Origin of the sequence: Ruegeria sp. HKCCA4633 (assembly GCF_013034605.1) — a bacterium.
Classification (GTDB): domain Bacteria; phylum Pseudomonadota; class Alphaproteobacteria; order Rhodobacterales; family Rhodobacteraceae; genus Ruegeria.
This window is the reverse complement of the sequence record NZ_WQGJ01000001.1, coordinates 1,348,446-1,370,613: the sequence shown is the minus strand read 5'-3', so window position 1 is coordinate 1,370,613 and position 22,168 is coordinate 1,348,446. Positions and strand designations below refer to the sequence as shown.

General features: G+C 56.9%; 21 protein-coding genes. 12 read left to right on the top strand and 9 right to left on the bottom strand.

Annotated elements, in window-relative coordinates; genetic code table 11:
• Window positions 1–310: 310 nt before the first annotated feature.
• The gene (locus GOV85_RS06630) at window positions 311–2,002 is read right to left on the bottom strand and encodes an adenylate/guanylate cyclase domain-containing protein (RefSeq protein ID WP_171176146.1); all 1,692 of its coding nucleotides are present in this window, start codon (window positions 2,000–2,002) and stop codon (window positions 311–313) included.
• 109 nt (window positions 2,003–2,111) lie between these two features.
• A complete protein-coding gene (gene trxB / locus GOV85_RS06625) occupies window positions 2,112–3,053 on the bottom strand; it encodes a thioredoxin-disulfide reductase (RefSeq protein ID WP_171176144.1) in 942 nt (313 codons plus the stop codon).
• A 216-nt stretch (window positions 3,054–3,269) separates the two neighbouring features.
• Here trxB and GOV85_RS06620 point away from each other — a divergent pair, with 216 nt between their 5' ends.
• A complete protein-coding gene (locus GOV85_RS06620) occupies window positions 3,270–3,770 on the top strand; it encodes an Lrp/AsnC family transcriptional regulator (protein ID WP_171176142.1) in 501 nt (166 codons plus the stop codon).
• Between the two features lie 119 nt (window positions 3,771–3,889).
• On the opposite strand, the gene GOV85_RS06615 is transcribed toward GOV85_RS06620, so the two are convergent.
• The 5 genes from GOV85_RS06615 to lgt all read right to left on the bottom strand — a co-directional run bounded on the left by GOV85_RS06615 (window position 3,890) and on the right by lgt (window position 8,112).
• Window positions 3,890–4,672, bottom strand: coding sequence for a Hint domain-containing protein (locus GOV85_RS06615; protein WP_171176140.1), 783 nt, complete (start codon window positions 4,670–4,672; stop codon window positions 3,890–3,892).
• 335 nt (window positions 4,673–5,007) lie between these two features.
• Window positions 5,008–5,136, bottom strand: coding sequence for a hypothetical protein (locus GOV85_RS21685; protein WP_256368551.1), 129 nt, complete (start codon window positions 5,134–5,136; stop codon window positions 5,008–5,010).
• A gap of 269 nt (window positions 5,137–5,405) precedes the next feature.
• Window positions 5,406–6,164 (bottom strand): peptidoglycan editing factor PgeF, encoded by a 759-nt coding sequence (gene pgeF / locus GOV85_RS06610; protein ID WP_171176138.1) that lies wholly within the window; start codon window positions 6,162–6,164, stop codon window positions 5,406–5,408.
• The gene (locus GOV85_RS06605) at window positions 6,161–7,228 is read right to left on the bottom strand and encodes a class I SAM-dependent methyltransferase (RefSeq protein WP_171176136.1); all 1,068 of its coding nucleotides are present in this window, start codon (window positions 7,226–7,228) and stop codon (window positions 6,161–6,163) included. Before GOV85_RS06605 ends, pgeF begins: the two co-directional genes overlap by 4 nt.
• On the bottom strand, window positions 7,225–8,112 hold the full coding sequence (lgt, locus tag GOV85_RS06600) for a prolipoprotein diacylglyceryl transferase (protein ID WP_171176134.1): 888 nt from the start codon (window positions 8,110–8,112) through the stop codon (window positions 7,225–7,227). Before lgt ends, GOV85_RS06605 begins: the two co-directional genes overlap by 4 nt.
• A gap of 97 nt (window positions 8,113–8,209) precedes the next feature.
• Between lgt and GOV85_RS06595 the strand changes: the two genes are divergently transcribed.
• The 5 genes from GOV85_RS06595 (at window position 8,210) to GOV85_RS06575 (ending at window position 11,416) form a co-directional block, all read left to right on the top strand.
• Window positions 8,210–8,458, top strand: a complete 249-nt coding sequence (locus tag GOV85_RS06595; protein ID WP_050604795.1) for an accessory factor UbiK family protein — start codon at window positions 8,210–8,212, stop codon at window positions 8,456–8,458.
• A 321-nt stretch (window positions 8,459–8,779) separates the two neighbouring features.
• Complete coding sequence (locus GOV85_RS06590; RefSeq protein ID WP_171176132.1) at window positions 8,780–9,280, top strand: YbjN domain-containing protein; 501 nt, start codon at window positions 8,780–8,782, stop codon at window positions 9,278–9,280.
• 39 nt (window positions 9,281–9,319) lie between these two features.
• Entirely contained in the window at window positions 9,320–10,135 is an 816-nt protein-coding gene (gene proC, locus GOV85_RS06585) for a pyrroline-5-carboxylate reductase (protein ID WP_171176130.1), read from the top strand.
• On the top strand, window positions 10,128–10,466 hold the full coding sequence (locus GOV85_RS06580; protein ID WP_171176128.1) for a tRNA-binding protein: 339 nt from the start codon (window positions 10,128–10,130) through the stop codon (window positions 10,464–10,466). Before proC ends, GOV85_RS06580 begins: the two co-directional genes overlap by 8 nt.
• The gene (locus GOV85_RS06575) at window positions 10,466–11,416 is read left to right on the top strand and encodes a D-glycerate dehydrogenase (protein ID WP_171176126.1); all 951 of its coding nucleotides are present in this window, start codon (window positions 10,466–10,468) and stop codon (window positions 11,414–11,416) included. Before GOV85_RS06580 ends, GOV85_RS06575 begins: the two co-directional genes overlap by 1 nt.
• Here GOV85_RS06575 and GOV85_RS06570 read toward each other — a convergent pair.
• The gene (locus GOV85_RS06570) at window positions 11,413–11,991 is read right to left on the bottom strand and encodes a thymidine kinase (RefSeq protein WP_171176124.1); all 579 of its coding nucleotides are present in this window, start codon (window positions 11,989–11,991) and stop codon (window positions 11,413–11,415) included. The genes GOV85_RS06575 and GOV85_RS06570 overlap by 4 nt on opposite strands.
• A 357-nt stretch (window positions 11,992–12,348) precedes the next feature.
• Between GOV85_RS06570 and GOV85_RS06565 the strand changes: the two genes are divergently transcribed.
• Together GOV85_RS06565 and GOV85_RS06560 are read left to right on the top strand one after the other, a co-directional pair.
• Window positions 12,349–12,810, top strand: a complete 462-nt coding sequence (locus tag GOV85_RS06565; protein WP_171176122.1) for a hypothetical protein — start codon at window positions 12,349–12,351, stop codon at window positions 12,808–12,810.
• Window positions 12,811–12,989: 179 nt separating this feature from the next.
• Window positions 12,990–14,792, top strand: a complete 1,803-nt coding sequence (locus GOV85_RS06560; RefSeq protein ID WP_171176120.1) for a hypothetical protein — start codon at window positions 12,990–12,992, stop codon at window positions 14,790–14,792.
• 7 nt (window positions 14,793–14,799) lie between these two features.
• Here the strand turns inward: GOV85_RS06560 and GOV85_RS06555 are convergent, their stop codons facing one another.
• The gene (locus GOV85_RS06555) at window positions 14,800–15,924 is read right to left on the bottom strand and encodes a beta-ketoacyl-ACP synthase III (protein WP_171176118.1); all 1,125 of its coding nucleotides are present in this window, start codon (window positions 15,922–15,924) and stop codon (window positions 14,800–14,802) included.
• A gap of 159 nt (window positions 15,925–16,083) precedes the next feature.
• Between GOV85_RS06555 and GOV85_RS06550 the strand changes: the two genes are divergently transcribed.
• From GOV85_RS06550 to GOV85_RS06535, 4 genes are all read left to right on the top strand, one after another.
• The gene (locus GOV85_RS06550) at window positions 16,084–16,551 is read left to right on the top strand and encodes a MarR family winged helix-turn-helix transcriptional regulator (RefSeq protein ID WP_171176115.1); all 468 of its coding nucleotides are present in this window, start codon (window positions 16,084–16,086) and stop codon (window positions 16,549–16,551) included.
• Window positions 16,548–17,585: an efflux RND transporter periplasmic adaptor subunit gene (locus tag GOV85_RS06545; protein WP_171176113.1), complete on the top strand. Its 1,038-nt coding sequence runs from the start codon at window positions 16,548–16,550 to the stop codon at window positions 17,583–17,585. The genes GOV85_RS06550 and GOV85_RS06545 overlap by 4 nt, the downstream gene beginning before the upstream one ends.
• Before the next feature lie 11 nt (window positions 17,586–17,596).
• A complete protein-coding gene (locus tag GOV85_RS06540; RefSeq protein WP_171176111.1) occupies window positions 17,597–20,641 on the top strand; it encodes an efflux RND transporter permease subunit in 3,045 nt (1,014 codons plus the stop codon).
• Window positions 20,642–20,862: 221 nt separating this feature from the next.
• Window positions 20,863–22,167 (top strand): glycoside hydrolase family 108 protein, encoded by a 1,305-nt coding sequence (locus GOV85_RS06535; protein ID WP_171176109.1) that lies wholly within the window; start codon window positions 20,863–20,865, stop codon window positions 22,165–22,167.
• Window position 22,168 lies beyond the last annotated feature (1 nt).

The following is a 22,168-nucleotide window of genomic DNA, read 5'->3' as shown; positions in this document are numbered from 1 at the left end:
GACGCGGGCTCAGGTCATGGCTGGTCAGATCAGAAGCTTCGAACTTAAGTTTCTGGGCAGATTCATAGGATACGTAAAGTTCCGGGATTGGGGCCAGATTACTTAACATCGTCATTGGAATACTCTTATCGCAGTGTTGGTTAGCCAGTGGGTAGTGGCATTTTCGGTGCATTTGCACCGACTGTTAGGCAAAGTCCACCGGCGTCAATGAAACAAAGGAGGATATGCGCTGATTTTTTCCGAATTGGAAGAGATTTCTGACATGGAAGCACGCCGTGTAACATGGTTCTATGGAATGGAATTAATTCCCTCACGCAGAGTATGACTGTTCCTGTTTTTGTACGTTTGGCTCTAGTTGCGAGGCGCGCATCACTGGCAGAGCAGGAATCGGCGCTGAGACGCCACGCAGCTCGAGAGCTCGGATATCTGCTTGCGCCACATCTACATCTGCGGCGCGCAGTAATTCGTTAGAAACCATCAGTTCAACTCCTAGAGCTTTGGTTTCGCTCTCAAGGCGGCTGGCTACATTGACCGCATCGCCGATGATTGTTTTTGCGGCATGTCCTTGTGCGCCGATTTCACCAAGAACCAGGTCGCCAAGATGCAGGCCCATTCCGATGCGAATTCCGGGGCTTCCTTCAGCCTCAAGCTGTTGGTTGAACAGATCCAGCGCCCGGCTGATCGCTATCGCCGCACTTAACCCAGCGCGAGCAGAGGCCGCAGAATCGCGTTTCTCGAAAACCGCCAACAAACCATCGCCCATATATTTGTCCACGATGCCGCCTTCGTCTGTAATGGCTGGCACCACCGCATCAAAGAATCGGTTGAGCAGAAACACGATGTCGTAGGGCAACTGCCCCGTCGTGCGGGCGGTAAAGCCGCGCATATCCAGAAACAACACCGCCAGTTGGCGTTCCTCTCCTTGGCTGGCGTGTCCACGGATGCGGCCGCCATCCGGCCGGAAAACACGAAAGACGGTGGTCGGCTCGGTTGGGCGGATCTGACAGGCCAGCCGCGTCTGGGGAGACGCGCCGACAGCGGCCAGACTGCGCGCCTCGACGTCGCTGGGTGGCGGCAGCGCGTTACCGCCATCCTCGACAATGACGCGGCATGTGGTGCAGCGTCCTTTACCGCCGCATAGGGCCGCATGGGGCACGCCGTTGGCTTGGGAAATCTCAAGCAGCGTCATTCCCTTTTCCGCGACTACATCCGGACCTAGGGCATAGGAAACGCGCACCGAATGCCTGCGTCGCCAGAGTTTGCGTCCGATGAAAACCAGACCTGTTGCGCCAAGTGCCAGCCAAAAGGCCATCAGGGCATTGTCCTTGACGCTGAACAGGGTTTGAAAAGCTTCGGGAGACGGCCAGTTGTAGTGCTCGATATACTGCTCGCGCAGAAACTCGTCGGCGAAGTCGGCCCAGATGCGACGGCCTTCGGTCAGAAGGCCAGCCAGCGCGAACAGAGGCACAAAGACGGCAACGCCGATCAGGTAAGGTGCGGTACGCGACCACCATTTTGTCAACCGCAGCCACATGTGCAGGCCGATGCAGCCATGCACCCAGACAACCAGCAGTAGCGCGCTTTGCATCCAGACCGCAATGCTGGGCCACATCAGGATGATGATGTATCCCATCTCGTCATTGACGTCATAAACCTCATGCGCGACCCGGGTGTGAATGATGTGCGAGATCAGCTGCAAAGGGATCAGCAGGCCCAACACCACCTGAAGTGCTGTGCTGAATGGCATGCGCAATGTCCTGCGCTGCGCGATAGATACCAGGGCAAGACCGGCATGAACGAACAGCGCCGCGTAGAGAAGCACGCTCATGGCGTCGTGGCGCGTCACCTCTTTCCGACCGTCTTGCATTCCGTGCAGATAATCGGTGTGAAACAGGCCAAGGCCAATGTTGATGAAGTGAAAAAACGCGAAAACAAACAGGATCAGGCCGCTGCCGATCCGAAGTCGGGTTGCCCACCCGCCGCGCCAAAGAGCGTTGTTCAAAAGCTCACCCGTGTTTCGCCCGTTCTGCAGCAATCCTGATACGGCACTGTGAAAGGGTCAAGGCGGAGGGGCGTAGTCCCCGACCCGTGCCGGGGACCAAAAATCGTTACTATTCGTTTTCTGCCAGAAAACGTTCGGCATCCAGTGCGGCCATACAGCCCATGCCAGCGCTTGTGACGGCCTGACGGTAAACATGGTCTGTCAGATCACCTGCCGCAAACACGCCGGGAACCGACGTTTCAGTTGTGCCCGGCTTGGTGACGACATAGCCGCCCATATGGGTTTCCAGCGTCTCCTTGACCAGCTCGTTCGCAGGGGCGTGGCCTATGGCGACAAAAACACCCTTGCAAGGGATTTCCGTGATCTCGCCGGTTTTAACGTGCTTGACGCGAACGCCTTCCACGCCCAAAGGCGCGTCCGTTCCGATCACTTCGTCCAATTCGTGGAACCACAACGGTTCGATCTTTTCATTTTTCATCAGCCGGTCTTGCAGGATCTTTTCGGCCCGCAACTCATCCCGGCGGTGGATCAAGGTCACCTTGCTGGCGAAGTTGGTCAGGAACAGAGCTTCTTCCACAGCAGTGTTGCCGCCACCGATGACCACGATTTCCTGTCCTCGATAGAAGAACCCGTCGCAGGTGGCACAGGCCGAGACGCCAAAGCCTTTGAATTTCTCTTCGGACGGTAGGCCAAGCCATTTCGCACGCGCACCAGTGGCCAGAATAACCGCGTCTGCGGTGTAAGTCGTGCCGCTGTCGCCCTTGGCTGTAAACGGGCGCTGGCTGAGATCCAGATCGCTGATGATGTCGCCGATCACCTCACAGCCCATTGCCTTTGCATGGTCCTGCATGCGCACCATCAGGTCCGGGCCCTGAACCTCGGTGTCGCCGGGCCAGTTCTCGACCTCCGTCGTTGTAGTCAGCTGACCGCCAGGTTCGATCCCCTGAACTAGAATGGGTTCTAGCATGGCGCGGCTGGCGTAAACCCCTGCGGTGTATCCTGCAGGTCCTGACCCGATGATCAGAACCTTAGTGTGTCGTGTGTCGGCCATGCTATCCCCGCTCGAATTGCCTGAATTGGGCGTTTAGCCCGTCGCCCCGATATAGCGATCGACTGACCCGGCTTAAACCCCCATCCTGATTGTGATCCCCTGCGCTGCACATTAAGCAATTGAGTGATTAGAAAACAAAGAAAATTGCGCATGTGCGAAACATTATTGCGCGCGCTTAGGGGGCTGATATAAGAACCGAAAAACCAGGAGCATTCTATGGTCACGACTCGGCTGGATGACATTGATCGCAAGATTCTGGCGGAATTGCAGGCAGACGGTCGCATGACTAACGTTGAACTGGCCAAACGGGTCGGCATTTCGGCGCCGCCGTGTCTGCGTCGGGTGCGCACACTTGAGGAATCCGGCTATATCACCGGGTATCACGCCGACGTCAATTCACGTGAGTTGGGCTTTGAGGTGCAAGTCTTCGCCATGGTCGGTCTGGACAGCCAGGCCGAAGCCGAGCTGCGCGCGTTCGAAGAACGCTGCCGCGAATGGCCGCTGGTCCGGGAATGCCACATGCTGAATGGCGAGGTCGATTTCATCCTGAAATGCGTGGCACCTGATCTCAGCAGTTTTCAGCAATTCTTGACCGGTGAACTGCTGACCACGCCCAACGTGGCCAGCGTCAAGACTTCGCTTGTCATCCGCGGCGCAAAAGACGAGCCAGGCGTGCCGTTCGACGTTCTGGAAGAACGCATGAACCGGATGGCGTAACGCCCACACGTTTCGGCTGTGCGGTGATTGGTGGCAGCATTGCAGCCACCGCAAGGGATAGAACCCAACTTAATACCAGCTGCATGATGCCCCCCATAATGCAGTACCCATTATCACACTCAGGCCGACATCGCGTCGATCTCTCCGTCTCCGGCGCGTGGCATCAGCAGCGGACCGAAATCGTTGAGCGACTCGATGTGAGCGAACAGGTTCAGATAAATCGACCGCAACGAATGGCTGATCATGCGAACCGCGTTCACACCTGGGTGATATGTTTCGAACTGTAAACCATCTACACGAATAACGGAATGCCGTTTCAGGCAAATGTGAAACAGTTCGACAGGCGTTGGAGGCATTGTTTCAATTACACCCATCCCGTCCTGAAATTCAGAAACTGGCGTGAGAATCGGTTCCCCGCCGTGCAGGTGCCGCAAATGCGCCGGAGCGCCCACGATTCGCGCTGCGGGTCCGGCGATTACACCTGACATCGGTTTTTGCATTCCGAATGTATCTGCCATGATCCGCGTTAACGGGCGTGTGCGACCGCGAGAATCTTCGCGCCCAGGGATCAGAGTGACTGACCCTTTCCATAGCACCGTTTGCGAGCTGCCATCTTGCGTCAGAACCGTGTCCCCCGGCATCAGGTCCTCGATCGCCATTGGCCCATGTTCCGTTTCAACCAACGACCCACGCGAAAAAGCGCAAAAGGCGTCTTCGAACATCGGCAGAGCGGGCGCGATGTGACGGGTCTGAGCCACGTCGCCGTTTGGCAGCAGGCTGCTGACTTCGTAGCGGCGCAATTGCGCCTTGGGTTTCGCAACCGGTCGCGGTGCTTCCCGCAGCATAGCCGACGTTTCGATGGCATTTCTGGCCGCTCGGGCCAATGAATTAGGAATAGTCATAAATATTCCGTCCCCTCAAATGTCCGAACAGGCCTGGCGTACCCCCGTACAGGCCCACCTGACGAACAGGTTCTTTGTCTTGAAACGAATGGAAGACCGTTGGACGGTGACCGTTCTGGCCCCGCATGGCGACTAAATCTCGCGTTCCAATGGTCAACACATTGACCCCCCAGACAAACTCGTACTTCACGGGCGAAAATTGCCCGCACACACACAAACTCCTGAAAAAAGTCGTAAATTTTTACCTACGACTTACGCAACATCGGGCCGGAGCATGCCCGCTGCGCGCTTACCCCGTCTTCAGACCGGCAGCTTGGTCTTGGGGTGATCCTGCTTCAGCGCCGAACCGCAATGCGGCTGGCAACTCTGGCAGAATGGCTTGATACCCGTTTCCATGGCATTTCCAGCTTCTGGTCCCGAGTGGCGGCAACCATGGCTTTGAGAAAGCGGGATTTGGATTTCATAATTCTGGTCCTGCATTGCTCGGGAAGGTCATTCCCGCATCCTTCATGAACCTTTTGTGACGCCGATTTGCGGCAGGGATAAGGCTTATCCGGGATGTTTTGCAGACAAGAGATAAAGATGCACAGTCCTTTCACTCAACACGCCAGCGCTCAAAAAAGGAGCGTCAGATAGCCATCTGATGGCTGGCAAAACTCGTTACGATTCTTGGGTCCGGTAAACACAACAAATGTGGCGGAAAAGAGGCGGGACGTCTAAATCTGGGGCTGAATCACAGTTTTATGACCGAGATAAGCCGGCCGTAATCGGCCTCTTTCGCATGTGTCGCGCGACGATAGGAATAGAACCGGTCAGAGTCCGAATATGTGCAATGCCGTGTCCACTCCGCCTGCCCAACGCCAGCCGACCGCAAGCGGTTCAGGCCAAAGGCGGGCAAGTCGAATTGCAGCCGGTCATCCTGGCCATTGGCAAAGAACCGGGCGTTATCGGGGGATTCCGCTATGAAAGCGTCCAGAAACTCGGGGCCCACTTCATAAGCGCGTTGCGAAATACTCGGGCCGATCACGGCTCTGACGTTGTTGCGTTTGGCCCCTAAAGCCTCCATGGCGGCCAGCGTAGCCTCCAGTACACCGTCCAACGCCCCGCGCCAGCCCGCATGGGCTGCACCGATTACATTCGCATCCGGGTCGGCAAACAAGACGGGCTGACAATCCGCCGTCAGAATCGTCAGGGCAAGACCAGGGGTTGCAGTGACGATGGCATCGGCTTTTGGTCTGTCGCCGATAATCGGGCCGTCTACGGTCAGAACCTCGGGCGAATGGACCTGATGCACCCCGATCATGGCTTCGGGTGCGACATCCATTGCGTCAGCCACCCGCTTGCGGTTCAGCGCCACGACTTCGGATTGATCGGATGAGCCGTAGCCGCAATTCAGCCCGTCAAATATCCCGGACGAGGCCCCGCCGCGACGGGTGAAGAACCCGTGGCGCAAAGGCGACAGCAAGTCTGAGGTTAGAATTTCCAATGTCATGGTTCTAATCCTGGCGGTGGGGCGGCATAGGCCGGAAAAAGGCCCATAACTTTGAACAGATTTCCCATTTCGTCGGGATGCGTCAACCGGCGATGCGCGGCAATCAACAAGTTCAGCTCGGATTCGCTCAGCGCCTTTGCCAACGCCTGCGCGCGGGCTGTAATGCCCAACCGTTCCAAAAACACGCCTTGCGGGGTCAACCGCGTGTGGCGGCATCCACAGGCGCGGGTGGCAATGGCCAGAGGTTCAAAATCCACATGTGCCGTCAGATCAGCAAGGCCTGGTGCCGCCAGTGGGTCAGCGCGTTCGTGGTTTTGCAGGGCCTGCAACGTGTCGCCTAGCGAATGCCAGTCACCATAATCGACGATCAGAGCCGCACCACCATGGCTGGCGATCCGGCCAGCAATCACGGTCAGAATCGGAATCGCTGCCGCACACAATTCGACCAGATCACCCTCTTTTGTATCTGCGAGTCTGTCATTCAGCGCCACTTGAGGTCCGTTCGGACCCCGCCCAAACAGCAACGCGCCATCCCGCGCACCTACCAGACGTTCACACCATCCGTCGCCTTCGCGCAGGAACTGACGAATGGGCAGAGCGTCAAAGAATTCGTTTGCCACCAGCAGCAATGGTTGTTCTGACAGCTCTGCGACACTGTCGATCCATTGAGGCGGGTGATCTTTCAGGGTTTGTGCCTGTATCTCTTTCAATACGGGTGAAGCTTCGACCAGCACGATCTGTGCGGCGTCGTGGAACCCGGACACAGACCGCGTTGCGCGTAGAACATCGGCCATCAATGTGCCGCGCCCTGGCCCAAGCTCGCACAGGGTAAAAGGCGTTGGTCTTCCTTGATCCATCCAGCACTGCGCCAGGGACAGGCCGATCAGTTCCCCGAACATCTGACTGATTTCCGGCGCGGTGGTGAAATCCCCCTTGGTCCCGAACGGATCGCGCGTTGTGTAATAGCCCAGCGTGGGGTGCAGAAGGCACTCGGCCATATAATCTGCCACGCTCATCGGTCCATCCTGCTGGATGCGGGTGATCAGGTGATCGGTCAGGCTCATGCCGCTCGCCGCGCGCGTAGGGCAAGCCAAAGGCCAATCGCGATCATCGGCAGTGAGAGGATTTGACCCATAGTCAGGCCATAGCCGCCCACATGCCAAGCCAGTCCCAACGGGTTGCCGGGTGACACGAACTGAGCATCCGGTTGGCGAAAAAACTCGACAATAAAGCGGGACACGCCATACCCGGCCAGAAACAGGCCCATGATCATGCCCGGTTTTTTAAAGGCCCCTCTGCGATAGACCAGCCACAGCAGCAATGCGCCCAACAACACACCCTCAAGCGCGGCTTCATACAGCTGCGACGGGTGCCTTGCGCACATTCCCGCAACCACGCCAGGGCAATCCTGCGCGGCGAAGCCGGGGAAAATCACGGCCCAAGGAAGCTCACTTGGTCGGCCCCACAGTTCCGCATTGACGAAATTGGCGAGTCGCCCCAACAGCAGGCCGGGCGGAACGGTGTAGGCGACCAGATCGCCCAGTGACAGGGTGGGGATATGATGTCGACGGGCAAATAGATAAGACGCGAGGATAACGCCCAACAGGCCGCCATGAAAGGCCATGCCGCCTTGCCAGACTTTCAGAATCTCTAACGGGTTCGATAAGTAATAGGCAGGCTGATAAAACAGGACAAAGCCTAGCCTCCCACCCAGAATCACGCCCAGAATGATCCAGGTGACCAGATCCTCCAGCTGATCCGGTTTCATCGGAGGGGTATCCGCGGGCCACAGGGCAGGGCGGCGCAGCGCCACAACGGCAAGTCGCCAAGCGATCAGAATTCCGGCAATATAGGCCAGCGCATACCACCTTAACGCGAACTCCATCCCGAACAGTGAGATCGAGAATAATTCGGGCGACAGATCGGGGAAGTTCAGAACAGCCTGCATGTGCGTCTCATTGCCCGGGGTTTGCAGGGCAAGTCAACCTTGAGCCTGCGCCATTCTTTGCCCATATACAGATAAACCGTGAGACCGGAGTGTACACATGCAGACCCGCAACAAGATCCTGGACGACGTGTCCCAACTGATGACTAACGCCATGGGCGTGGCGCAAGGCGCGCGGGAAGAGGCCGAGAACGCGATGAAGTCGATGATCGACCGCTGGCTGGCCGACCGCGATTTCGTCACCCGCGAAGAATTCGACGCTGTCCGCGCCATGGCCCAGAAAGCGCGCGAAGAAAATGCAGCGCTTGAGGCCCGCATCGCAGCGCTTGAGGCGAAACTGGACAAATAACGCCCCGACGTTTCCCGTTTCCAAATTATCAGGGCAAAGCTTAAAGCCGCGCAATCCAGCCCGGATTGTGCGGTGATGTGTATTTTGACGCATCGCAGAATTTAATCAAGACAAAGCTGGTGCGAGCGCCAATATTTTGATCGCCGTTGCCGACTGTCCACAACTTATTGCTGTTATCCCCAAGAAATAGGGTTGCCAGAACTCACGCCACATCGCACCATATTTAGTACAGGCCCACGGGGGAAGCCCGGCTTGTAGAGCAGGCAACTAGCGCTGGGGCGCTGCCAGCCCCAAATTGCTAGAGATTAGTGAGGTGGCATTATGGCCCTTTCCGAGCAGTATCTCGAAGAAGACATTCATCCGATCGACATTGTTGAACACCTGGCGGAACACCATGACTGGGATTTTGATCGTATAGGAGACGATCAGATCGCCATGGCTGTCGAAGGACAGTGGCGGACCTATTCGATCACTCTGGCCTGGTCCAACTATGACGAAACCCTGCGCATGGTGTGCTCTTTTGAGATGGAGCCGCCGACAGAGCGTGAAATGCAGCTCTATGAGTTGCTCAACAAGATGAATGACCAGTGCTGGGCAGGTGCCTTTACCTATTGGGCAAACCAGAAGCTGATGGTCTACCGCTATGGTCTGGTTCTTGCAGGGGGACAGACAGCCAGCGCGGATCAGATCAACACGATGATCACCGCCGCCGTCATGAGCGCCGAGCGGTATTATCCGGCGATCCAACTGGTGACCTGGGGTAATCGAGAGCCAGAAGAAGCCATGCAAGTGGCCATTGCAGAGGCTTACGGCCGGGCGTAAAGCTTTGCCCCAAACCGATATGTAACGCGGGAGGGGCAAATGGACATTACGCGTGTGGCCGAACAGGGGCTTGTGCTTCTGGGGTGCGGAAAGATGGGGTCCGCAATGCTGGCGGGATGGCTGGAACACGGCCTTCCGCCAGCGTCCGTTTGGGTGATTGATCCGTACCCGTCAGACTGGTTGAAAGCGCAAGGCGTCAACATCAACACCCCACTGCCCGAAGCGCCCGCCGTGGTACTTGTCGCCGTTAAACCCCAAATGATGGGTGAAGCTTTGCCAGCCATTCAGGCGCTGGGCGGTGGTAAAAGCCTGTTTGTTTCGGTAGCCGCAGGCACATCGATTGCCACATTTGAATCCGTTCTGGGCAGCGACACGCCCATCATTCGCGCGATGCCCAACACGCCTGCAGCGATCCGCCAGGGTATCACGGCACTGATCGGCAACAACCACGCTTCTGGTGATGATCTGACATTGGCTGAAAACCTGCTGTCGGCGGTGGGTGAGACCGTTCGTCTGGACAATGAGGCGCAGATGGACGCCGTGACCGGCCTCAGCGGCTCTGGCCCGGCCTATGTTTTCCACCTGATTGAAACGCTAGCCGCCGCCGGACAGGCGCAGGGCTTGCCTGCGGAACTGGCAATGAAACTGGCAAAGTCCACGGTGGCGGGGGCCGGTGCATTGGCCAAGGTCGCCGAGGATGACCCAACGCAACTGCGCATCAACGTGACCTCTCCAAACGGTACCACGCAGGCCGCGCTTGAAGTTTTGATGCATGATGAGCAGGGATTCCCCGATCTGCTGCACCGCGCCGTAAAGGCGGCAACCGACCGATCCAAGGAGCTGTCACGTGAGTGAGATTTCATTCGACGACTTTCTCAAGGTCGACATCCGTGTGGGCGAGGTGATCCGCGCCGAACCCTATCCCGAGGCCCGCAAGCCCGCGATCAAGATGTGGATCGACTTCGGTGAGGAAATTGGCGAGCGCAAAACCTCGGCTCAGATCACGGCGCATTACGATCCGTCGGCTCTGGTGGGCAAGCAGGTCATGGCGGTTGTCAATTTCCCGCCGCGCCAGATCGGTAAGTTCATGTCTGAAGTTCTGGTGCTGGGCCTGCCTGATGAAAACGGCGAGATCGTTCTGATCGGACCGGATGGCAAAGTTCCAACTGGCGGACGGATGCACTGATGAAACTGCTGATCACGCGCCCAATGACACCGGCGGTCGAGGCCCGCGCCCGTACCGAGTTCGACGTGGAGATACGTGAAAACACTCTGCCCATGTCGCAGCGGGAAATGTTGTCTGCTTTGACGGAATTCGACGTCGTTGTGCCAACGCTGGGCGATTTGTTCTCGGCTCAAGTCTTTGCAGATGCTGGTACAGTGCGCTGCAAGCTACTGGCCAATTTCGGCGTTGGTTACAATCATATCGACGTCGAGGCTGCGCGCGCGGCAGGGATTGAGGTGACCAACACGCCTGGCGCGGTCACCGATGCAACCGCAGATATCGCTATGACCCTGCTGCTGACCACGGCGCGTCGCGCAGGCGAAGGCGAGCGGCTGGTCCGATCGGGCCAGTGGCAGGGTTGGCACCCGACGCAGATGTTGGGGCAGCACGTCACTGGTAAGCGTGTTGGTATCGTTGGTATGGGCCGCATCGGGCAAGCCATCGCGCGTCGTTGTCATTTCGGCTTTGGCATGCAGGTGGCCTATCAGTCCCGCAGCGTCAAAGATCTGGACTTCCCGGCAGAGTTCTCACCTGACCTGCACAAACTGGCGGCTTCCATCGATTTCCTCGTGCTCGCGGTTCCCGGCGGCGCGGAAACTCGCCATTTGATAAATGCGCAAGTTCTTAAGGCGATGAACTCTGGGGCTATTCTGGTCAACATTGCGCGGGGCGAGGTCGTGGACGAAGCGGCCCTGATCTCGGCGCTTCAATCAGGTCAGATCGCAGGAGCCGGGCTGGACGTTTACGAGTTCGAACCCAAAGTACCTCAGGCCCTCTGCAATATGGAGAATGTCACCCTGCTGCCTCATCTCGGCACAGCAACCGAAGAAGTGCGCAGCAGCATGGGCCATATGGCGCTTGATAACGTGGCGGCTCATGTGGCGGGCAGGGCACTGCCCAACCCGGTTTAGTCGCCCACGGCCTCGCGCCAATGTTTACGGCAGAGCGAGACATAGGTTTCGTTCCCGCCGATCTGCACCTGGGCACCTTCGGTAATGGCATTGCCGTTTTCGTCCTGACGAATCACCATTGTGGCTTTGCGGCCGCATTTGCAGATGGTGCGCACCTCGCGCATTTCGTCGGCTAGGGCCAGCAGAGCGGCAGATCCGGGAAAAAGTTTGCCACGAAAATCCACCCGCAGCCCGTAGGCCAATACCGGTACATCCAGATCATCCACGGCACGCGCCAATTGCCAGACCTGATCATCCGACAAAAACTGAGCTTCGTCGATGAAAACGCAAGCAACCCGGCCCTGGTTCAGGCGGTTTTCGATCATGGCAAACACATCGTCATCGGGCCGGAACATATCAGCCTGTTCAGAAATACCGATGCGCGATGCAATCCGCCCGGTGCCTGCGCGCCCATCAATGGCGGCGGTCATCAGATAGGTCTGCATTCCACGCTCGCGATAGTTGTGCGAGGCTTGTAACAACACGGTCGATTTACCCGCGTTCATGGTCGAATAGTTGAAATACAGCTTTGCCATGACCGGGGTCTAAAACGCTTGGAGATTATGAACAAGACGGCAATCGCTTTTTACGGAAGCGACGTCGCCGTTGCTTTTGCAGGGGCCGAGCTACGCTCTAGGGGATGGAACCCCCACATCTGCAACAGCGACGCCGTCGGCCAACATGTGGCCAAAACGGAGCGAGGCCCAAACAATACCACCTCGCAATCACTCATTACCGGCATGAACTGCCGCCACTCACTCACGAAATCCCTCGCATATCTGAGGGATAGCCAATGTATGACATTTCAATTATGAATCTGTTATGGGAAATTTCCCGGCGCTTTCCCCCGTTTGGACACCGGGCAGGCGATTGCAGGTAACAAAGGTAAAACAATGGCAGATATTGGGGCCTATCTGAAAAAGCATACAGAAGCATTGGTCAAAGACGTCGGAATCGAAGCCGCATGTGAAATTACGGGGAAATCCAAAGCCACATTGGGCCGGTACTATTCCGACAATGCCGAACACGCAGACAGGTTCATGCCTGTGGACGCCGTAGCCCGTCTTGAAAACGCGGCAACTTATCCGCATGTCACGTCGGCCTTGGCGGATCTGAAGAACATCACCTTGTCTTATACCGACCGCAATTCGGAAGAACCGCGCACTGGTGGTGTAAACTCGGACGTGATCGCGCTCAGCCAGCGGTTTGCGATGCTGATGACTGAATATCAGGCGGCCATAGAAGACGGTATCATTACCGTTAACGAGGCCAAGCGGCTGTTGAAAGAAACCAGTTTGTTGCAACAGGTCCTGATCGAGATGAAGCTTCACCTGGAAGAAGAAAGCGTCAGTTAAGTCACTTTTCCGCTGTCGTCGTGGCCAATTCCAGCTAATTTTCGCCGGTCGGGTCGTTTGTGTGGCGCGACACAGATCAGCGGTCAGAGCAAGGTTCCAGATCGCGCCGCCTGCCTCAATAAAGTCACGTCCGTGCGATAGGCTCACCGCGCAGACAATTCCGTTGAGGACCCAAAAGCATGCACCCATCGCAACAGCGTTACAGGAGTCATACGGACCCGGTGGTTCGTTGGGGTTTTCTATGCGCCTGTGCGGCACTTGCGATCCTGATGACGCTCAGCGGCTATTACGAAGGGTCTGATGATGTGATGCGCTTGGTCGGTGTGCGAGATTTGCTGGCCGGACAAGGCTGGTTCGACACGTATCAGCATCGCCTGGGTCCCGACGAGGGTACCTTGATGCATTGGTCCCGCCTGGTCGATGCCCCGATTGCCGGGCTATACGTCGCGCTTCGTGCGGTCCTGCCAGCTGAAACCGCCTTGCAGATCACGGCATTTGTCTGGCCCGCCTCGTTGGCTGCCCTGACCCTGTGGGCCTTCGCGGTCACTGGCGGAGTGCTAGGGCGGCGCGAGGGCGCAATCTCGGCCTTGGTTATCGGAGTGCTGACGCTCGAACATTCGCGGAAGTTCGACTATTTCTCGTTCGATCACCACAACCTACAAATTCTTCTCTTTGCAGCGGCACTAGCGTTTTTTGTCTTACGCAAAGAAAGGCGCTATGCCGCCTGGATGCTGGGTGTCTGCCTAGCCCTTTCAGTGTCCGTTGGAACCGAGTCGATTCTTCAGATCGCCCTGATCGCGGTGTTTTGCGCCATCGACTGGATTTGCAACGGTGCTTCCGCGCGCCACCGCACCATAATCTTCGGTGTTGCCTTGGTCTTTACTCTTGCGTTGACCAGCCTGGCGACGACCGGGCGCGACGGGTTTCTTTACCCAAGCTGCGACGCTCTGACCCTCAGTGTGGCCTTACCTGCAACTGCTGCTGCTCTTGGGCTTTTGGCTGCGGCCTGGATCGGCTCTGGCTGGTCAATGCCGGGCCGGTTCGGGGCCTGTCTTGGTGTTGGCATCATGACGCTGGCCGTTGCCTTTGCCTTTGCGCCCCATTGCCTCAGCAATCCAATTGACGCGTTGCCTCAGGACATGCGGGACTACTGGCTGAGCCAGGTGGCCGAAGCCCAGAATATCTCGGTTGTGTTAGAGCGGCACAGGGGTGAAGCCCTGGCTCTGATGGCCATGTCTATGCTTACGATGGGTGCAGCACTTGCTTTCGCCGTCAAATCACGTGCTGGGTTGGACTATACCTTGTTTCTGGTTTTGATTGCGGTAGGGTTCTTCGTCTTCCTTTATCAGACACGAATGATGACCTTCCTCAGTGTTTCGCTTGTGGCGGTTCAGGCGCAGATTCTTCGCGTGCTTTATTGTTCTTATGCGCAGGATCGCCGAGTGATCACAGGGTTGGCAATGGTGGCATTTGTAATCTGTGCCTCACCCAAGGCGGGTATCAGTCTGGAAAGGCAGATCGGGTCGCTTTCCGGGCCCGCTTATTCGGCCACGGCCGCAGCCGTAGGGCAGGACACATCTGATACAGGTGCGTCTTGTCGCGCACCGCAAGCCTACGCCGCCCTGCAAGATCTGCCCAGCGGCATGATTCTTGTTGATTTCGACTTTGCTGCGCATGTTCTGCGCTACACGGATCATTCGGTTCTGGGCGGAAATTATCACCGGAATCAGGCAGGGATTCTGGCGCAGATCGACCTGTTCCGATCCAATGCGTCTGAAATCGCGCCGCGATTGGGCGCGCTGGGCGTCGACTACATTATGCTTTGTGCTTCCGCGCCCCGGGCTGAGTTCTGGGCCTGGGCGTCGGGCAGCAAGGGTTTGCAAACCAGGCTGGTTGAAGGCGAGGTCCCGAACTACCTCAGCAGCATTCCGGGCGCGCCCAGCGACGCGTTCCGAATTTTCAAAGTAACTGCCGAAAAATAGGTGCTGGTCAGGCGTGGCGCTTCACGATGACCGATCCAACCGAATACCCGGCTCCAAAAGAACAGATCAGACCTAGGTCACCTTCTTGCAGGTCATCGGAATATTTTGAGAACGCGATGATCGACCCGGCGGATGAGGTGTTGGCGTAATCCTGAAGGATGTTTGGTTGCTCACCGGTCTCGGGCGTGCGGCCCAAAACCTTCTTGCCAATGAAATCGTTCATGGTCTTGTTGGCCTGATGCAACCAAAGGCGTTTCAGGTCGGTGTTTTCGATCCCTTCCGCTTCCATGTGGTCACTGATGTGCTTGCTGACCATCGGCAGAACTTCTTTGAACACTTTTCGCCCGTTCTGAATGAATTGCATGTCGCGCCGGTCGATCAGACCATCCGGGCGTGAGCGGCGCAGGAAGCCGTTGTTGTTGCGGATATTATTGGAAAACGCTGTGGCGCAACGGGTCGAGAGGATTTCGAAATGTGGGCCTTGCGCCTCTTCTATCCGTTCGATCAGGGTTGCCGTCGCCACGTCGCCAAAAATGAAGTGGCAATCGCGGTCCCTCCATTCCAGATGACCCGAGCAGATCTCGGGGTTGACCACCAGCGCCGCTCGCACCGATCCAGACCTCACCATGTCCGCCGCCGCCTGTATGCCAAAAGTGGCCGAGGAGCAGGCAACGTTCATGTCAAAGCCAAATCCGTCGATGCCCATCTCTTGCTGGATCTCGATTGCAATCGCAGGATAGGCACGCTCATGGTTCGAAGCCGCGCAGATCACCAGATCAACATCCGCCGCCGTGCGCCCCGCCTGCGCCAGCGCCTTGTTGCAGGCATCGATCGCCATCTCGGTCATGATCCCGGGCTCGTCATCACTGCGCTGACGCAGCGACGGGTGCATTATATCGGGGTCCAAAACCCCGGCCTTGTCCATCACATAGCGGTTCTCGATCCCCGAGGCCTTTACGATGAACTCCTCAGACGAATGCTGCATCGGCTCGATCTGACCTGCTGCGATGGCCTCGGCGTTCTTCGCGTTCTGTTTGTCGGCATAAGCGTTGAATGCTTCGACAAGCTCGGCGTTGGTGATGATGTTTTCTGGCGTGAAGACACCGGTACCGGTGATGGCGGGGGTATACATGGCGGGCCCTGAATGTTTCGGATCTGCCCAAAATGCAGTCATGGTGTCATTTGATCAAGGTATGTTGACCCAAGGGAATGCACTGGGAAGAGCCGCTTCATATCTTGAATAGTTCATAAATCGAAGTATATCGCCCCGTAACGCGCGCGGAGATTCCTAATGACAGACGATATCAGCACCAGACTTGGCCGTCTCAGCCCCGAGATCCAGGCGATCATGGGGGTGTATGCTTTGTATTGGAAACTGGAAGAGACATTTGACTGTATCGAAACGGACCTAAGCCATCCCGAATGCCACATGCTGATCAAGCTGGATCAGCCAAAGCGCATGGGGGTGCTGGCCGCAGACATGCTGAGTGTGCCGTCAACGATCACGGCCACTACGGATTCCCTTGAAAAAGCAGGTTATCTGACGCGCAAACGAGACCCCGAAGACCGCCGGGCGTGGTTGCTGGTGTTGACCGAGCAAGGTGAAGAGGCCCGCAACATGCTGGTGGCCGAGGCCGGAGATCTTTTTCACAGAGCCTCTGGTCTGGACAAAGAAGAAACAGCCGAATTCGCGCGACTGGCGCGCAAAATCCGTGACAACGTGTTGAAAACGGGAATTCCCGAGGGATTGAAGAAATGAAACTCCTGACCTCTATCGGCTTTGCACTGGCCGTTCTGGCAAGCCCAATTGCCGCTCAAGACACCCCGAAACCGGTGAAACTTATTGAGGTGCGCGAAACGGCTCCTGGGTTCACCCGCCAATTCTTTGGCCGCGTCGCTGCGCGTCAGACTGTTGATCTGGCCTTTCAGGTGGCAGGCCAGATCGTCGAGATGCCCATCAACGAAGGTTTTGTGATCCCCAAGGATGGCCTGATCGCGCGACTGGATCAGGAGCCATTTGAGCTGCGCCTCAACCGGGCCCGGCTGCAAAAGGAACAGGCCGACCGTACCGTCGCGCGCCTGTCGCGCCTTCGGGGGACAACCGCCAGCCAAGTGACTGTGGATGACGCCGAAACCGAAGCGCAACTAGCCGCAATCACATTGCGCGACGCAGAATACGATCTTGAGCACGCGACACTAACCGCGCCCTTTGACGCGCTGGTTTCAAGCCGTGCGGTCGAGGCTTACACCACCGTCTCTGCAGGCACCCCCATTGTCCGTATCCACGACATGTCCGAACTACGGATCGAGGTGGATGTTCCTGAAATTCTATTCCAGCGTTCGGGCCAGAACGACGATATCACGATCACCGCCAGATTCCCTATTAGTGACGAGGTTTTCCCACTGGAAATTCGTGAATTCGACGCTGAAACCTCAAGCGTTGGACAAACCTTCCGCATCCAGTTTGGTTTGACCCCGCCCGAGGGGCTGCAAATTCTCCCCGGCTCGTCGGTCACAGTGAACGTACAGGTTCAGGACGAACGTACAGGCATCATCGTGCCCGCGACAGCAATAGTCGCTGATGCTACGGGTGAACTGAGTGTTATGGTGTTCTCCCCGGGCGGTGCCGATGGAGGCACCGTTCGTCGCGTTCCTGTGACCATTGAGCCCACGCAAACCGGCGACGTTCGGGTGCTAACGGGCTTGTCCGATGGTGACGAAGTGGTCGTGGCTGGCGGCGCTGTACTGACAGACGGTCAGGCCGTGCGCCGGTTCACTGGTTTCGCGAACTGAGGTGCTGACAGATGAACATCGCTCGTGCCTCGATCGATCGGCCGCTTTACACATGGCTGATCATACTCATAGCCCTCTTTGGTGGCATTTGGGGTTTTCTGTCGCTGGGCCGGTTGGAAGACCCGGCCTTCACGATCAAAAACGCTGTTATAGCCACGCAATACCCCGGTGCCACAGCGGAACAGGTGGCGCTGGAGGTCTCGGAACCGCTTGAATCCGCCATTCAGCAAATGGGTGAAGTGGACGTTATCACCTCGGTCAACCAACCCGGGCAATCGCTGATCGAGGTTGAGATCAAGTCAACATATGACGGCTCCGAACTACCAGACATCTGGACCCGCTTGCGGGCCAAGGTGCGCGACGACGCCCGAAGTTTGCCGTCTGGCGTTGGCCAGCCTTTTGTAAATGACGGATTTGGCGATGTTTTTGGCCTTTTCTATGCCGTCACTGCAGAGGGCTTCTCGGACGCCGAAAAGCATGATCTGGCCACGTTCCTGCGGCGAGAATTGTTGGCCGTGGAAGGTGTGGCGGATGTTGAAGTACAGGGCCTGCCCAACGAAGCGATTTTTGTGGAACCTGATCTGGCGATCTCGGTAAACCAGAACGTCCCGCTTCAAGCGATCAACGAGGCCATTGCCAATGCGGATTCAGTAAATTCTTCGGGTTCCCTGCGTTCGGAAAACGGTCGGACACCTATTTTGACGGCTGAAGGGTCCGACAGCGTGTCGGCCATCGCCGGTTTGTCGGTTGGCTCACAGGGGCAGGTGATCAACCTCTTTGATATGTCCGACGTGTATCGTGCCCGCCAAAACGATCCCGATATCATGATCCGCTATAACGGGGCCGAAGCCTTTACCCTTGGCATCGCCGGGCTTTCAACGGAAAACATCGTCGAAGTTGGCAAGCGGGTCGATGCCAAATTCGCCGACCTGAACACCAATATCCCCTTCGGTGTCGATATCCTGCCGATCTACCAGCAACACGTTGTGGTCGAGCAGGCCTCGAACGATTTCCTTGTGAACCTTGCCATGTCGGTGGCCATCGTGGTTGCCGTGCTGGGTATCTTCATGGGGTGGCGTGCGGCCATTGTTGTGGGCTCAACCCTGTTACTGACCGTGGTGGGTACGCTCTTGTTCATGTCGCTTTTCTCGATCGAGATGGAGCGCATTTCGCTTGGGGCCTTGATAATCGCCATGGGGATGCTGGTGGACAACGCCATCGTGGTGGCCGAAGGGATGCAAATCGCGATGTTGCGCGGTAAATCCTCGCGCGATGCTGCCGAAGATGTTGCATCGAAAACCCAGATCCCGCTGCTGGGGGCCACCGTAATCGGTATCATGGCCTTTGCAGGGATCGGCCTCAGCCCGGATGCAACGGGTGAATTTCTGTTCTCGCTGTTTGCGGTGATCGGCATTTCGCTGCTGCTTAGCTGGATACTGGCTATCACCGTGACACCTTTGCTTGGGCACTACTTCTTCAAGCAAGGCAAAGAAGGTGAAATTGATGCTTACGGAGGCATTCTGTTCCGCGTCTACGGCGCGATCCTACGATTTGCGCTGCGCTTCCGCTGGCTGGTTGTCGCAGGTCTCATTGGAGTAACGGTGGTGTGTTACGCCGGGTTTGGGCTGATGAAACAGCAGTTCTTTCCCAACTCGAACACGCCTTTGTTCTTTGTCCATTACAAGCTGCCTCAGGGCACACCGATTGCGCGTACGGCAAAGGATATGGCGGTGTTCGAAGAATGGTTGGCTGAACGCGAAGACGTGGTTTCCGTCACAACTTTCGTTGGGCAGGGAGCCACACGTTTCATGCTGACCTATTCGGCGGAAAAACCGAACCCGAGCTATGGACATATGATCATTCGCACCGAAAGCCTGGATGACATCCCGGCCTTGCAAGCGGATCTGGAAGCGTTTGGGTCTGTTCAGTTCCCCGAAGGTGAGTTCGGCACAAAGCGTCTGGTCTTTGGCCCCGGTGGTGGAGACCCGATTCAGGCCCGGTTCTCGGGCAGTGACCCGGTTGTTTTGCGTCAGCTTGCCGACGAGGCGGTTCAGCGTATGGCAGCGGCGTCGCCCAACGCGCTGCTTGTCCATCACGACTGGCGTGAACAAGAGTTGGCGGTTCAGCCGATCTATGCCACGGAACGGGCGCAGACCGCAGGTGTAACGCGCGAAGATATCGCCGCCACGCTGCAATTCTCGACCGACGGCATCACGGGTGGTGTGTTGCGTGAACGAGACCGTTTGATCCCGATCATCCTGCGCCGACCGGCGGATGGGGATTATTCAATCGTCGATCAGGTGGTGTATTCGGATCAGTCCGAGAAGTTTGTGCCCATCGAACAGATGGTCGACGGCTTCGAGTACAAATCGCTCAATACACTGGTGCATCGTCGTGACCGGGTTCTGACCATCACAGTCGGCGCGGACATCCCACCCGACCTGACGGCCGCGCAGGTCCATGCCGAAATCCGCGACGCCATCGAGGCCATCGAGCTGCCCACCGGATACAAGATGGAATGGGGCGGGGAGTTTGAAAACTCACGCGATGCGCAGGAAAACCTGGGCAAGCAATTGCCGCTGAGCCTGCTGATCATGGTGCTGATCTCGGTCCTGCTGTTCAACGCAATCCGCCAGCCGATCATCATCTGGCTGCTGGTGCCGATGTCGGTGAACGGCGTGGTGATTGGCCTGTTGGGAACCGGCTTGCCCTTTACGTTTACCGCACTTCTTGGTCTGCTCAGCCTGTCGGGCATGCTGATCAAGAACGGCATTGTTTTGGTGGAAGAGATTGACCTTGTCCGCGCCACGGGCAAACCCCTACGCGAGTCTATTGTTGAGGCGTCGGTATCCCGTTTGCGCCCCGTGATGCTGGCGGCGGTCACAACCATTCTGGGCATGGCGCCGCTGCTGACGGATGCGTTCTTTGTGTCGATGGCGGTGACGATCATGGGCGGTTTGGCCTTTGCCACCGTCCTGACCATGGTCGCCGCGCCGGTGTTCTACCTGCTTTTCTTTAAGCGGGAAGAGGCAAAATCGAAAACCGTCGTGGCCTAAATCTGCATAATCTGTCCATGCCCAAAGCCGCACGTTGGTTTTGGGCAAGGCCGCCTGAACCACGCGGGATTGCAACTTGAAACCGGTAGGCGACCAGCCCCGCAGATTGTCTGGGACCTGCGCATTCGGGGTAAACATGCGCTGGAAAGCGACTTTTTCGCGCGGTTGTGTTATAGTTCCCTTTTATAAGTTTATTCACATACTTTGGGGGAAGTTTTGGTATGAGCCCTTTAATCGTTTTAGCGTCCAACATCCTGCCCGAAATCCTGAAATCTGTGCTGAGTGCGAAGCACAGGCAGTCAGTTGATACCGTGTCAGACGCAGTAATCAGTGCAGTCAAGGAAACCACAAAGAAAGAAGACCCGGAAGAAGTTGCGGACATTCTGGCCAAGGATCCGCAAATTGCTGCAGACCTGCGGATGAAGCTGGCCGAGATCGCGGCAAAAGAAGAAGCTGAGCAACGCGCTTTCGAGCTTGCGCAACTGGAGAAGAACCAGACTCATGCGCTGAGCGTTATGCAAGCCAAGCTTGATGCAAACAAAGAAGATCAGCAGCAGCAATTTAACGTGTTCAAAGAGGAAATCGCAGATGCGCAGGACGCGCGCGGGCGGTTCGCCCAACTTGCAGAAACCGGAAGCAAGCTGGCCTGGGCGCAACCCATAATTTCCATCGTCATAATTCTGGGCTTCTTTGTCGTGCTTGGACTTTTGCTGATGGGAAAGAACCTGCCAGCGTTCAGTAGCGGGCCCGATAACCCATTCGGGGAACGCCTGTTTCAGATAATCAACATTGTGATCGGCGCGCTCACCGCTGCTTTTGCCACGGTTGTCAGTTTCTGGCTGGGGTCGTCGCAAGGGTCCAAGCAGAAGGACATCAACAACTTCAAGGCCCAGGCTCAGCAGTTCGAAGCAGAAGAACAGCGCACCCGGATGCTGGTCAATACGGTCAAGTCAAATCAGCCCGCGGCAGTTCCAACCGTGATTGCGCCGCAGGAAGAGAAGAAGTTTGCCAATGAAAACAATTTTCCCCGCTGCGTGGATATCATCCTCAGCAAAGAAGGCGGCTATGTCGATGATCCGGACGACCCCGGCGGCGCCACGAACATGGGCATTACCTTCGATACTTTGAAATCCTGGCGGAAGGCACCGATTACCAAGAAAGACGTAAAGGATCTCAGCGTCGAAGAAGCCAAACAAATATACCGGGCAAACTACTGGAACGCACTCAGTTGCGACGATCTTCCGGCGGGCGTTGATCTGGTTGCGTTCGACTTTGGCGTGAATGCGGGAACAAGCCGATCCGGCAAACTCTTGCAGCGAATCGTCGGTGTGGCACAGGATGGCCAAGTTGGCCCAATAACGCTTGCCGCAGTCAAGGCCGTGGATCCCGCCCATATCATTCGACGCTTTAGCGAACTGCGGCTGAACTACTATCAGAGCCTGCCCCATTTCCCGAAATTCGGCAAAGGCTGGACCAACCGCACAAACTCGATCGAAGCTGACGCGCTGAAGTTTTTGAACGTGTGAG